The organism is Streptomyces sp. NPDC001770, assembly GCF_053596135.1.
The window spans coordinates 177,984-190,841 of sequence record NZ_JBSFFN010000014.1 but is presented as its reverse complement, the minus strand read 5'-3'; the positions used below and the strand labels follow the sequence as shown (position 1 = coordinate 190,841).

13 protein-coding genes are annotated in these 12,858 nt (G+C 72.8%); 8 read left to right on the top strand and 5 right to left on the bottom strand.

Annotated elements, in window-relative coordinates:
* Positions 1-73: 73 nt before the first annotated feature.
* The gene (gene yczE / locus ACWCSV_RS15575; protein ID WP_451142389.1) at positions 74-763 is read right to left on the bottom strand and encodes a membrane protein YczE; all 690 of its coding nucleotides are present in this window, start codon (positions 761-763) and stop codon (positions 74-76) included.
* Between the two features lie 296 nt (positions 764-1,059).
* Between yczE and yczR the strand changes: the two genes are divergently transcribed.
* Positions 1,060-2,595: a MocR-like transcription factor YczR gene (yczR, locus tag ACWCSV_RS15570; protein WP_451142387.1), complete on the top strand. Its 1,536-nt coding sequence runs from the start codon at positions 1,060-1,062 to the stop codon at positions 2,593-2,595.
* A 44-nt stretch (positions 2,596-2,639) separates the two neighbouring features.
* Here yczR and ACWCSV_RS15565 read toward each other — a convergent pair whose 3' ends face one another.
* On the bottom strand, positions 2,640-3,212 hold the full coding sequence (locus ACWCSV_RS15565; protein WP_451142385.1) for a TetR/AcrR family transcriptional regulator: 573 nt from the start codon (positions 3,210-3,212) through the stop codon (positions 2,640-2,642).
* Between the two features lie 177 nt (positions 3,213-3,389).
* Here ACWCSV_RS15565 and ACWCSV_RS15560 point away from each other — a divergent pair, with 177 nt between their 5' ends.
* The gene (locus tag ACWCSV_RS15560) at positions 3,390-4,337 is read left to right on the top strand and encodes an SDR family oxidoreductase (RefSeq protein ID WP_451142383.1); all 948 of its coding nucleotides are present in this window, start codon (positions 3,390-3,392) and stop codon (positions 4,335-4,337) included.
* 49 nt (positions 4,338-4,386) lie between these two features.
* On the opposite strand, the gene ACWCSV_RS15555 is transcribed toward ACWCSV_RS15560, so the two are convergent.
* On the bottom strand, positions 4,387-5,046 hold the full coding sequence (locus ACWCSV_RS15555) for a pirin family protein (RefSeq protein WP_451142381.1): 660 nt from the start codon (positions 5,044-5,046) through the stop codon (positions 4,387-4,389).
* 169 nt (positions 5,047-5,215) lie between these two features.
* Here ACWCSV_RS15555 and ACWCSV_RS15550 point away from each other — a divergent pair, with 169 nt between their 5' ends.
* From ACWCSV_RS15550 to fabF, 5 genes are all read left to right on the top strand, one after another.
* Complete coding sequence (locus ACWCSV_RS15550; protein WP_451142379.1) at positions 5,216-6,415, top strand: PucR family transcriptional regulator; 1,200 nt, start codon at positions 5,216-5,218, stop codon at positions 6,413-6,415.
* Between the two features lie 89 nt (positions 6,416-6,504).
* Positions 6,505-7,419, top strand: coding sequence for an ACP S-malonyltransferase (locus tag ACWCSV_RS15545; protein WP_451142377.1), 915 nt, complete (start codon positions 6,505-6,507; stop codon positions 7,417-7,419).
* A gap of 11 nt (positions 7,420-7,430) precedes the next feature.
* Positions 7,431-8,432, top strand: a complete 1,002-nt coding sequence (locus ACWCSV_RS15540) for a beta-ketoacyl-ACP synthase 3 (protein ID WP_451142375.1) — start codon at positions 7,431-7,433, stop codon at positions 8,430-8,432.
* 97 nt (positions 8,433-8,529) lie between these two features.
* Positions 8,530-8,778: an acyl carrier protein gene (locus ACWCSV_RS15535; RefSeq protein WP_266703904.1), complete on the top strand. Its 249-nt coding sequence runs from the start codon at positions 8,530-8,532 to the stop codon at positions 8,776-8,778.
* Between the two features lie 79 nt (positions 8,779-8,857).
* Positions 8,858-10,120 carry a beta-ketoacyl-ACP synthase II gene (fabF, locus tag ACWCSV_RS15530; RefSeq protein WP_451142373.1) on the top strand — a complete coding sequence of 421 codons (1,263 nt, stop codon included), beginning with the start codon at positions 8,858-8,860 and terminating at the stop codon, positions 10,118-10,120.
* 94 nt (positions 10,121-10,214) lie between these two features.
* Here the strand turns inward: fabF and ACWCSV_RS15525 are convergent, their stop codons facing one another.
* Positions 10,215-10,943: a hypothetical protein gene (locus ACWCSV_RS15525; RefSeq protein ID WP_451142371.1), complete on the bottom strand. Its 729-nt coding sequence runs from the start codon at positions 10,941-10,943 to the stop codon at positions 10,215-10,217.
* Between the two features lie 117 nt (positions 10,944-11,060).
* A complete protein-coding gene (locus ACWCSV_RS15520) occupies positions 11,061-11,555 on the bottom strand; it encodes a DUF3145 domain-containing protein (RefSeq protein ID WP_450776374.1) in 495 nt (164 codons plus the stop codon).
* A gap of 367 nt (positions 11,556-11,922) precedes the next feature.
* Here ACWCSV_RS15520 and ACWCSV_RS15515 point away from each other — a divergent pair, with 367 nt between their 5' ends.
* Positions 11,923-12,849 (top strand): GDSL-type esterase/lipase family protein, encoded by a 927-nt coding sequence (locus ACWCSV_RS15515; RefSeq protein WP_451142369.1) that lies wholly within the window; start codon positions 11,923-11,925, stop codon positions 12,847-12,849.
* Positions 12,850-12,858: the final 9 nt, after the last annotated feature.

The window sequence follows — 12,858 nt, the reverse complement described above, 5'->3', positions numbered from 1 at the left end:
CAGATCCTCGACGACCAACGGGCCTCGCTCGCCGACACCCTGGACACCCTCCCGCTCACGGCCGGCAACCTCCTCAACGCCCCCGATCCGTTTCGGACCCTGATCCGTCACCCGCCTCTCCGGCCGTCCGCCGCCCGAGGGGCGCCTGCTCCCCCGTAAGGAGTCCGTCGCCGTCCCGGTAGGCGAACCGGGGCAGGAAGAACTGGGTGACCGGGCCGACCGCGAGCGCGTACAGCACGGTGCCGACGCCCACGCTGCCTCCGAGGAGCCACCCCGCCGCCAGCACGACGATCTCCATCAGGGTGCGGACGAGCCGGACGGAGCGCCCCGTGAGGCTGGACGCTCCGGTCATCAGGCCGTCGCGGGGGCCGGGTCCGAGGCGGGCGCCGACGTACACGGCGACGGAGAAGCCGTTGAGGAGTACGCCTCCGAGGAGCAGGCCGGTCCGGGCCGGGAGGCCGAGGTGCTCGGGGACGAACCGAAGCCCGAGATCGGACGAGCAGGCCAGGACGACGACGTTGGCGACGGTGCCGAACCTCGGCCGCTGCCGGAGCGGAATCCACAGCAGGAGTACGAGAACCCCGACGACGGCGCTGATGGTGCCGAAGCCGAGGGGCGTGTGGCGCTCCAGTCCCTCGTACAGGACACTCCACGGGTTGGCTCCCAGCGAGCTCCGGACCATCAGCGAGAGGCTGAATCCGTACAGGGCGAGGCCGGTGAACAGGTGGGGCAGGCGTCTCAGCGGCCGCTCGCCGAGGGGCACGTAGGAGAGGGGCGGCCCCGGACGGTGACGCGGCCGGCGCGCCGGCCGGTCCGTGCCGGGGCGGGGACCGCATCCAGCGCCGGCCCCAGCGCCGAGGCCGGAGCGAGGGCCAGGGCCGGCCCCAGCGCCAAGGCCGGGGGCGGGGCCGGGGCCGCAGGGACGGCCGCGATCGGTGATCTTCTGGTCCATGCCGGTCCGGTCCTCCCGTACGTTCGCGCCCGGGTGTCCGGGTGCCACTGGCGGCGAGTCTGTACATTGACCGGCATCATCGGCATGGCCAATTCCGGGAGAGTGGCATGGGAGATCCGCCCGGGCCCGGCACGGTCGGGGCACCGCACCAGGAGCACCAGAAGCATCGGGAGCACCAGGGGCACCGGGAGAACCGGGAGCAGGCACGGACCCTCGGCGGCCGGCAGCTCGCCGCCCTGCTGCCCGATCCGGCGGGCGGAAAGCACGGCTACCGCCAACTGGCCGGATGCGTCAGCAGGTTGATCCTGGACGGACGGATCGCGTTGCACGTCAGGCTCCCCGCCGAGCGGGAGCTGGCCGCAGCCCTGGGCACGAGCAGGCCCACCGTCACCGCCGCCTACGACCTACTGCGCGAAAGTGGCTACGCACACAGCCGCCGGGGCTCCGGGACCTGGACCACCCTGCCCGAGGGCGCCGTCCCCCGGAGGATCACGCGGGCGCTGGCACCGCCGGACTCGGCCATCGACCTGGCCAGGGCGGCCCCGGGGCTGCCGGAGGGGGTGCTGGCCGACGCCCTCCGCCGGATCACCCCCGCGCTGGACGAGTACGCGCACACCCCCGGGTACCACCCGTACGGCCTTCCGGAGCTGCGTGCCGCCGTGGCGGAGCGGTACACCCGGCGGGGGCTGGCCACGATTCCCGACCAGATCCTGGTGACGTCCGGTGCCCAGCAGGCGCTCACGCTCGTCCTGGGGGTCCTGTCCGGCCCCGGGGACCGGATCATGGTCGAGAATCCGTCGTACCCGAACGCCCTGGACGCCATCCGCCGCGCCCGGCTCCGCCCGCTGGCGGTCCCGGTGACCGGCAGCGGCTGGGACATCGAGATCATCGAGTCCACCGTGCGCGGGGCGGTTCCCCGACTCGCCTTCCTGATTCCCGACTTCCACAACCCGACCGGCCTTCTCATGCCGGAGGACGAACGCGTCCGCGTCCTGCGGGCCGTTCAGCGCGCGGGGAGCTGGCTGATCATCGACGAGACCCTGACCGATCTCGCCCTCGACGTCCCGCCGCCCCCGCCGTTCGCCTCCCGCGTTCCGCCCGGCGGGGCGGGCCGGGTCATCACTCTCGGATCGATGAGCAAGAGCTACTGGGGCGGGCTGCGCATCGGCTGGCTGCGGGCCCCGTCCCAGCTGGTGACCGAGCTGGCCGGTCAGCGGGTCGCCCACGACCTGGGGGGTTCGGTGATGGACCAGCTTCTGGCCCTCGCACTCCTGGCACGCTCCGGCGAACTCGTACCGCTCCGACTGGAGCAGCTGCGCGAGCGGCGCGCGGCCCTGACCTCGGCGCTGGCCGACCACATCCCGCAGTGGACGTGGCGTACACCGCCCGGCGGCCTGTCGCTCTGGGCCGACCTGGGCGAGCCCGTCGCCTCGGCGCTCGCGGAGCACGTGCGGGGGTACGGGGTACGGGTCGAGGGCGGCGCCCACTTCACCACCGACCCCGGCGTCCTCGAACAGCGACTCCGCATCCCGTACACCCTGGAGCCCGGCACGCTGCGCGAGGCCGTGCAGCGGATGGCTGCCGCGCTCGCGGACGGACTCCCGGCCGGACCGGCCGGACGACGGGCACGCTGGATCGTCTGAGAGTCACGCGAACCCACCATCCGCGACCCGCCGTTCGCGGGCCGCTACTTCCCCGCCGCCACCGCCTTGAGCTCGCCGAGCGCCTCCCGCAGGAAGTGCGGCAGCGGTCGCTCCTCGTCCTCGGCGCCGCCGATCCAGCGTTCGAAGCCGACCTTGAAGACGGCTATGCCCGCCTCGGCGGTGAGACTGGCGGCGGGTTCCGGGACACCGCGTTCACGGAGCGTCCTGGTCAGCGCGGCGGCCAGCGCGGCGAGCTTGATGAGTTCGCGTTCGTGGAGGTCGGTGCTGGCCATGATGACGGCCTGGCGCTGCCGGGCGAACGCCCGGCGGCCCTCGAAGTACGGGGCGGCACCTTCCAGCGCCGAGGCCATCGCGTCGATCGGGGCCGCCGTCTCCGGGGTGGCGGTGAGGGCGTCCACGCATGCCTGTTCCAGCAGGTGCGCGCCGCCGAAGAGCACCTCGCGCTTGTCCGCGTAATGGCGGAAGAAGGTCCGCTCGGTGAGCCCGGCGCGGGCGGCGATCTGCGCGGCGGTGGTCTGCTCGAAGCCGTGCTCACTGAAGAGCTCCAGCGCCGCCTGCCCCAGACGTTCGCGTGCGTTCGGTTGCCATCGGCCCATGGCCCGATCCTACGCGATGACAGCGCCTGACATCGGGTGTACGTTGGAGAGCGTTACGACAGTCACTGACATCGACTGGTCGGCCGTTGCGTTCCGTGTCCGGGACTCCCCGCACCACCGGGGTCCACGACGGGGTGTCCGCGACAGAGACGGCCGCCCCCTCCAGGAGGTTCTCCCATGCGTGTATTCGTCACCGGCGCGTCCGGCTGGATCGGCTCGGCGGTCGTTCCGGAGCTCATCGCCGCAGGTCACCAGGTGGTCGGGCTCGCCCGCTCGGACGCCTCCGCCGCCGCGCTCACCAAGGCGGGCGCCGAGGTGCGGCACGGCTCGCTCGACGATCTCGACGTCCTGCGGGACGCGGCGGCCGAGGCGGACGGCGTGATCCACCTCGCCTTCAAGCACGACCTCGCGTTCAGCGGCGGGTTCGACGCCGCCACCGGGGCGGACCGCCGCGCCATCGACGCCCTCGGTGAGGCCCTCGCGGGTTCCGGCCGCCCGCTGGTGATCGCCGCCGGGATTCTCGGTCTGGCGCCCGGCCGGATCGCCACCGAGGAGGACGGGCAGCCCTCCGGCCGGGAAGGCGGGGCGGGTACGCAAGTCCCGGCGACCGGCCCGGCCGGCCGGCTGGCCAACTCCCACGCGACGCTCGCCCTCGCGGACCGGAACGTCCGCGCCTCGGTCGTACGGCTGCCCCCGACCGTGCACGGGGACGGGGACCACGGCTTCCTCGCCACGGTGGTCGCCACCGCCCGCGCCAAGGGCGTCTCGGGCTACATCGGCGACGGCGCCAACCGCTGGCCCGCCGTCCACCGGGACGACGCCGCGCGCCTCTTCCGCCTCGCGCTGGAGAACGCCCCGGCCGGTACGACCCTGCACGCCATCGGCGACGAGGGCGTGCCGATCCGGGCGGTCGCCGAAGTGGTCGGAGAGCACCTCGGACTGCCGGTGGCCTCCGTCGACCCGGCCGACGCGGCCGGACACTTCACCTGGCTCGCCGACCTCCTCGCCCTCGACAGCCCCGCCTCCGCCGACCGCACCCGCGCCCTGCTGAGCTGGCGGCCGACCGGGCCCGGCCTCCTCGACGACCTCGCCGAGGGGCACTACTTCACGGCGCCGGCCGCCTGAGCGGCCACCGCCCGCCCGCCGCCCGGCCGGAAGGCGGGCGGGCCGGTCCTCAGCCCGCCAGCTCCCACACCAGCACCTGCGCCCCCGCGCCCGCCGCCCGCATCTCCAGCCCCTGGGCGTCGGTGATCCGGGCCGAGTCGCCCGGCCCGAGGTGGTCGCCGCCGAGGGCCACCTGACCGGTCACCACATGGACGTACGCACGCACCGCGTCCGGGACCGCCGCGCGCTCGCCCGCCGTGAGCCGGCGGACGTGCAGCATCGCCCCGGCGGCGGGCAGGGCGTACGGGGTGGAGTCGGCGATGCCGGGGACCACGGTGTACGCGGGCTCACCGCCGGCCTCCAGCGGGGCCAGCCACATCTGAAGGAAGGTCAGGGGCGCTTCGCCGTCGTTGCGTTCGACGTGCCGGACCCCGGCCGCCGCACTGAGGTGCTGTACGTCGCCGGCGCGCACCACCCGGGTGTGACCGGCCGAATCACGGTGGGTGAGCTCGCCCTCGATCACCCACGTGACGATCTCGGTGTGGCTGTGCGGATGCTCGTCGAAGCCCGCACCGGGGGCCAGCCGTTCCTCGTTGCAGGCGAGGACCGCGCCGAAGCGGAGGTTGTCGGGGTCGTAGAAGGAACCGAAGGAGAAGGCGTGCCGGGACTCGATCCCCGCCGCCCGGTCCCCGCCCTCGTACCGGCTCTGCGCACGGTGTACGGACATCACGTCCCCACCGTAGACCCGCAGCGGGCGGCCCGGCCGCCCCGGAACGGCCGGGGCCCGCCCCTGCGGCCGGCGCCACTGCTCCCGGGAACGGCCGGTACCCGCCCCGTGGGCCCCGCCCGTCCCGCCCCGCCCCTCCGGCCCTCTGCCCGGATAAGGCAGTCTTGTCTCCGTGCCCCGACCCGATCCCGCGCAGCGCGCCGCCAAAGACGCCCATCTGCATGCCGCGACCCTGAAACGGCTGGAGCAGTCCTCCGGCCGGCTGTCGGCGAACGCCATCGCCCGCATGGACGAGACGCTGCCCTGGTACCGGGCCATGCCACCGGAGAACCGGTCGTGGATCGGCCTGGTCGCGCAGGCGGGCATCGCCGCGTTCACCGAGTGGTTCCGGCATCCGGAGGCCCCGCAGGCGATCTCCACCGACGTGTTCGGCACCGCCCCGCGCGAGCTGACCCGGGCGATCACGCTGCGGCAGACCGTCGAGATGGTCCGTACGACGATCGAGGTCATGGAGGCGGCGATCGAGGAGGTCGCCGCTCCGGGCGACGAGTCGGTACTGCGGGAGGCCCTGCTCGTCTACGCCCGGGAGATCGCCTTCGCGACCGCCCAGGTCTATGCGCAGGCCGCCGAGGCGCGGGGCGCGTGGGACGCCCGGCTGGAATCGCTCGTGGTCAACGCGGTGCTGTCCGGTGAGGCGGACGAGGGGGCGGTGTCCCGGGCCGCGGCGCTCGGCTGGAACTCCCCCGAGCACGTCTGCGTGATCCTCGGCACCGCGCCCGACGGGGACAGCGAGCTGACGGTCGAGGCCATCCGGCGGGCCGCACGCGGCTCCAAGGTGCAGGTCCTGACCGGTGTGCTGGGCAACCGCCTGGTGGTCATCGCGGGCGGCAGCGACAACCCGCTCCAGGTCGCGCGGGGTCTGATCGGCCCGTACGCGGCCGGGCCCGTCGTCGCCGGGCCGGTGGTCCCGGACCTGCTGGCCGCGACCCGGTCCGCGCAGGCGGCGGCGGCCGGGCTCAAGGCGTGCATCGCGTGGCAGGACGCGCCCCGCCCGGTGCTGGCCGACGATCTCCTGCCGGAGCGCGCGATGGCCGGAGACCCCGCCGCGCGGGACCAGCTGGTGGAGGAGATCTACAGCCCTCTGGAGGAGGCCGGGTCGGCGCTCCTGGAGACACTGAGCGTCTACCTGGAGCAGGCGAGCAGCCTGGAGGGCGCCGCCCGGATGCTGTTCGTGCACCCCAACACCGTGCGCTACCGGCTACGACGTGTGACGGACGTCACCGGCTGGTCGCCGTCCGATGTGCGCTCCGCCTTCACCCTCCGGATCGCGCTGATCCTGGGGCGCTTGGCCGCCAGAGATGGCCAGTCCTAGACTTTTGTCGGACTTCAACAATTCCCCTGACGGTTCTTCGTCCCTGTCCCCACGGGCGTACGGGACCGTCCGCAAGAGAGAGTGTGAGGGTGCTCGTACTCGTCGCTCCCGGCCAAGGCGCTCAGACGCCCGGCTTCCTGACTCCCTGGCTCGACCTGCCCGGTGCCACCGACCGCATCGCGGCCTGGTCCGACGCCATCGGGCTCGACCTTGCCCACTACGGCACGAAGGCAGACGCCGACGAAATCCGTGACACGGCGGTGGCCCAGCCCCTGCTGGTGGCCGCGGGTCTCCTCTCCGCGTCCGCGCTGAACGCCTCGCCCGCCGTCGTGGCCGGGCACAGCGTCGGCGAGATCACCGCCGCCGCCTTCGCCGGCGTGCTCGGCGACGAGGCCGCGCTGCGTCTGGTCCGTACCCGCGGTCTCGCGATGGCCGAGGCCGCCGCGGTCACCGAGACCGGCATGGCCGCCCTGCTCGGCGGCGACCCGGAGGTCACGGTCCCGTTCCTGGAGAGCCTCGGGCTGACCCCGGCCAACGTGAACGGTGGCGGCCAGATCGTCGCCGCCGGTACGGCCGCGCAGATCGCCGAGCTCACCGAGAACAAGCCGGAGGGCGTGCGCCGCGTGGTACCGCTCAAGGTCGCCGGGGCGTTCCACACGCACCACATGGCTCCGGCCGTGGAGCGGCTGCGCGAAGCGGCCCAGGGCATCGAGGTCGCGGACCCCACCGTGACGTACGTGTCGAACAAGGACGGCAAGGCGGTCGCAACCGGCGCCGAGGTCGTCGAGCGCCTGGTCGGGCAGGTCGCGAACCCGGTCCGCTGGGACCTGTGCATGGAGACGTTCCAGCAGCTCGGTGCGACCGCGCTCATCGAGGTGTGCCCCGGGGGCACCCTCACCGGGCTCGCCAAGCGCGCGCTGCCCGGCGTGAAGACCCTCGCGCTCAAGACCCCCGACGACCTCGACGCGGCCCGCGCGCTCATCTCCGAGCACGCGTCCGCCTAAGGAGCACGAGCATGTCGAAGATCAAGCCCAGCCAGGGCGCCCCGTACGCGCGCATCATGGGGGTCGGTGGCTACCGCCCCACCCGTGTGGTGCCGAACGAGGTGATCCTCGAAACGATCGACTCGTCCGACGAGTGGATCCGCTCCCGCTCCGGCATCGCCACCCGGCACTGGGCCTCCGACGAGGAGACCGTGTCCGCGATGTCCGTGGAGGCCGCCGGCAAGGCCATCGCCGACGCGGGGATCACCCCGGAGCAGATCGGCGGTGTGATCGTCTCCACCGTCTCGCACTTCAAGCAGACCCCGGCCGTCGCCACCGAGATCGCGCACAGGATCGGCGCGGGCAAGCCCGCCGCCTTCGACATCTCGGCCGGCTGTGCGGGCTTCGGTTACGGCCTGACGCTCGCCAAGGGCATGATCGTCGACGGTTCCGCGGAGTACGTCCTCGTCATCGGCGTGGAGCGGCTCAGCGACCTCACCGACCTGTCGGACCGGGCCACGGCCTTCCTGTTCGGCGACGGTGCGGGCGCGGTGGTCGTCGGCCCGTCGAAGGTACCGGCCATGGGCCCGACCGTCTGGGGTTCCGAGGGTGACAAGTCGGACACCATCAAGCAGACCGTGTCGTGGGACCAGTTCCACGCCGAGCGCCCGGAGAAGTTCCCGGCCATCACGCAGGAGGGTCAGGCGGTCTTCCGCTGGGCCGTCTTCGAGATGGCGAAGGTGGCCCAGCAGGCGCTGGACGCCGCCGGGGTCGCTCCGGAAGACCTGGACGTCTTCATTCCGCACCAGGCCAACATGCGGATCATCGACTCGATGGTGAAGACCCTCAAACTGCCGGAGAACGTCACCGTCGCCCGCGACGTGGAGACCACCGGCAACACCTCCGCCGCCTCGATTCCGCTCGCGATGGAGCGGCTCCTGGCGACCGGGCAGGCGAAGAGCGGCGACACCGCGCTCGTCATCGGCTTCGGGGCGGGTCTCGTCTTCGCCGCGACGGTCGTTACTCTCCCCTAAGGCTTTTCGCCCGGTCCGAACGAGAACCTCCAGCTCCATCGGAGTTCTCGGTCCGGAGTTAAGAACCCCAGCAGACAACCACTGAAGGAGCGCCGACATGGCCGCCACCCAGGAAGAGATCGTCACCGGTCTCGCCGAGATCGTCAACGAGATCGCCGGTATCCCGGTCGAGGACGTCCAGCTGGACAAGTCCTTCACCGACGACCTGGACGTCGACTCGCTGTCCATGGTCGAGGTCGTCGTCGCCGCCGAAGAGCGCTTCGACGTCAAGATCCCGGACGAGGACGTCAAGAACCTCAAGACGGTCGGCGACGCTGCCGACTACATCCTGAAGAACCAGGCCTGATCCCAGGCCGGTTCGTGTGTCGCCACCCGGCGGTGGCGCCGCTGATTCACGACCCTCTACACGTGGAGAAGATTTTCCAGTGAACTCGACCAATCGCACCGTGGTCGTCACCGGTATCGGCGCAACCACTCCGCTGGGTGGCGACTCCGCATCGACCTGGGAAGGTTTGATGGCCGGCCGCTCCGGCGTCAAGCCTCTCGCGGGCGAGCGTTTCGCCGAACTGCCCGTCCGGATCGCCGCGCTGGCCGCGGTGGACCCGGGCGAGGTACTGCCCCGCCCGCTCGCCCGCAAGCTGGACCGCTCGGCGCAGTTCGCGCTGATCGCGGCCCGCGAGGCATGGGCGGACGCCGGCTTCACCGGCAAGGCCGGTGAGGACGACAAGATCCGGCCCGAGCGGCTGGGCACGGTCATCGCCTCCGGCATCGGTGGTGTGATCACCCTGCTCGACCAGTACGACGTGCTGAAGGAGAAGGGCGTACGCCGCGTCTCCCCGCACACCGTCCCCATGCTCATGCCGAACGGCCCGTCGGCCAACGTCGGCCTCGAGGTCAACGCCCAGGCAGGTGTCCACACCCCGGTCTCCGCGTGTGCTTCGGGTGCCGAGGCCATCGGGTACGCCGTCGAGATGATCCGTACCGGCCGTGCCGACGTGGTCGTCGCCGGTGGTACCGAGGCGGCCATCCACCCCCTGCCCATCGCGGCCTTCGCCAACATGATGGCGATGTCGAAGAACAACGACGAGCCCGAGAAGGCCTCGCGTCCGTACGACACGGGCCGTGACGGCTTCGTCCTCGGCGAGGGCGCGGGCGTCGTGATCCTGGAGTCCGCCGAGCACGCCGCCGCGCGCGGCGCCAAGGTCTACTGCGAGGTGCTGGGCCAGGGCCTGTCGGCCGACGCCCACCACATCGCGCAGCCCGAGCCGACCGGCCGGGGCATCGCCGCCGCGATGCGCAACCTGCTGGAGACCACGGACCTCAAGCCGTCCGAGGTCGTGCACCTCAACGCGCACGCCACGTCCACGCCGCAGGGCGACGTGGCCGAGCTGAAGGCGCTGAGCGCGGTCCTGGGCGACGACCTCGACCATGTCGCGATCTCCGCGACCAAGTCGATGACGGGTCACCTGCTCGGTGGCGCGGGCGGTATCGAGACCGTGGCCACGGTCCTCGCGCTGCACCACCGGATGGCCCCGCCGACCATCAACATCGAGAACCTCGACGACGACGTGACGGCGAACATCGTCCGCGACAAGCCGCAGCCGCTGCCGGAGGGTTCGATCGCCGCGATCAACAACTCCTTCGGCTTCGGCGGCCACAACGTGGTCCTGGCGTTCCGCAGCGTCTGATCGTTTCTGCTCGGTCCGTACGGCTCGGTCCGTACGGCGATGCCCGCCCCCCGGTTCTCCGGGGGGCGGGCATCGCCATGTCCGGGTGCCGGACTCACATCCGCCCGGGTTCGACGATCACCTCGCTGCCGATCGGCACGAACCCGGCGGCGAGGAAGCCGCGCAGGGAGCGGGCGTTGCCGGGGGCGACGGCCGCGAAGACGGGGCTGCCGGGCGGTACGAGGGTGAGGGCGTCGGCCAGCAGGCTCCGGCCGCGCCCCCGGGCGGACGCCGGAACGGGGGCGTCCGGTGCGTGGAGTTCGATGCTGAGCTCCGGGCGGCCCGCAAGCCCCTCGGCGAGGGTGATCAGGCCACGCTCGTCGCCGTACACCGTCACGTTCCGGCGGATTCTCCGGGCGTGCTGTACGCGGGGGTGGTCGTCGTACCCGTCCAGGCGGCCGAGGCGGGGCGGGCCGCCGGTGCCGGGTGCGGTGAGGGCCGCGTCGGTGACGCCGACCGTGCCCCGGGGCCCCGCCAGCAGCCGCAGGAAGTCCGGCGCGAGCGAGGCGCCGAAGCCGTCCGGCCCGGCGGCCAGGACCTCGTCGGCGGGCAGGGCGGTGGCGACGACCGCGTGGCCGGTGAACGCGACGGAGCACTCCAGCCCGCCCGGCAGCGGCGGCAGCACGGTCACCTTGCCGTCGACCGGCGGGAAGCGTCCCTCGGCGGCGGCCAGGAGGAGGCCGAGCAGGGGGTGCGGGCCGGTCATCGGGCGTCCACCACCTGTGTGGTGGGGCCCGGTGTCGTCGTGGAGGAGGGTGGCGCCGCGCACCTCGTGGAAGGTCATGCGCGCGCAGCGTAGTGAAGCCGCGTTCCGCGGTCACCCGCGATTCGCCCGGCGGGACCCGGCTCCTGACGAGCCGTGAGCTTCCGGCGGTCTGCGGGCCCCGGCAGGGCGCCGGCCTCAGACCACCTGGTGCAGCCAGCGCACCGGGGCGCCCTCGCCCGCGTGCCGGAAGGACTCCAGCTCGTCGTCCCAGGGTTTGCCGATGAGCCCCGCGACCTCCGCCTCCAGGTCCGACTCCCCGCGCAGGGAGCGCGTCAGGGCGGCCCGCAGCCGGTCCTCGGGGACGAGGATGTCGCCGTTCATACCGGTGACGGCGTGGAAGATGCCGAGCGTGGGGGTGGAGCTGTAGCGCTCGCCCTCGGCCGTGGCACACGGCTCGGCGGTCACCTCGAAGCGGAGGAGGTCCCAGCCGCGCAGGGCGGAGGCGAGCTCCGAGGCGGTGCCGGCGCGGCCCCGCCAGGAGAACTCGGACCGCCAGGTGCCGGGCGCGGCCGGCTGTCTGATCCAGTCCAACTGGACCCGCACCCCCAGCACGCCCGCGACCGCCCACTCGATGTGCGGACAGAGCGCGCGCGGTGCGGAGTGTACGTAAAGGACTCCACGTGTCGTCACCGGAACCTCCCGTGTGGGACGAGGTACGCCTTCCCCAGCGGCCTCGCGCCCGTACCGCCTGTTCCCGGCCGGCTCCCGAGGTTGTCATCAGTAAACAGCATCGGGAGATAATCTCCAGAAAACGGACAGTATGTGACGTGAGGTAACTTACCGGACCTCCCGTGCGGGAGCGCGGGTGGGCGGGCGTCACTGTTCTCCGGGAAAAAGCTACCGTGCGCCGGGGCCGGACGTGTGACGTACGGTCGGTCCCGAGCCCCTCGTCCGCCCGCTTTCACCCGGCGGAGCGCGCCCGGCGCACGCCTGCACGCACCGGGTGTGCCAGGAGCCATGACCAGGGGCATAGGCCAGGGAAGACGGAGGGTTGAGGATGCCGGAGCGCACGCGGTCGGATCGACGTTCACGTGCCACCGTCACCGGTTTGGCGGCATGGGCGTGCGCCGGCGCACTCGCGCTGGCCGGCTGTTCCGGCGGAGCGGACGGGGGCGCGAAGAGCGCGCCGAAGGGTGCGGGTCACGCCTCCGCCGCCGCGCCCGCCGGTCCGGTGTGGAACCGCCATCCGGGCTCGGTCGCGGCGGTCGGTGATTCGATGACCCGGGGGTTCGACGCCTGTTCGGTACTGGCCGACTGCCCCGAGGTCTCCTGGGCCACGGGGACGGACACCGCGGTGCGCAGTCTCGCCGCCCGGCTCCTCGGCCCCTCCGAGGTGACGGCGCGCAGCTGGAACCATGCCGTGTCGGGGGCCCGGATCGCCCAGTTGCCGGAGCAGATGGCCGAGGCGGCGCGGGAGCGGCCGGAGCTGGTGACGGTGATGATCGGCGCCAATGACGCCTGCCGGGGCTCGGTGGCGACCATGACGCCGGTCGAGGACTTCCGGTTCTCCTTCGACCTGTCGTTGCGGCAGCTGCGGGCGGCCGTCCCGAAGGCGCAGGTGTACGTGGCGAGCGTGCCGGACCTGTGGCGGCTCTGGTCGACCGGGCGCCGCAGCCCGCTGGGCAAGCAGGTGTGGAAGCTCGGGATCTGCAAGTCGATGCTGGCCGACGCCGACGACATGGGCAGAGCCGCCACCGCCCGGCGGGCCGCCGTGCGCGCGCGGGTGGTGGAGTACAACAAGGTGCTGCGCGAGGTGTGCGCCGGGGACGACCTCTGCCGGTACGACGGCGACGCGGTCTACGACTATCCGTTCACCGGCGCCCAACTCAGCCCGTGGGACTGGTTCCACCCGGGCCGCGACGGTCAGGCCCGGCTGGCGGAGATCGCCTACCGCAATGTCACGGCACCCGCCCCACCAGCGTAAAGTCCGATC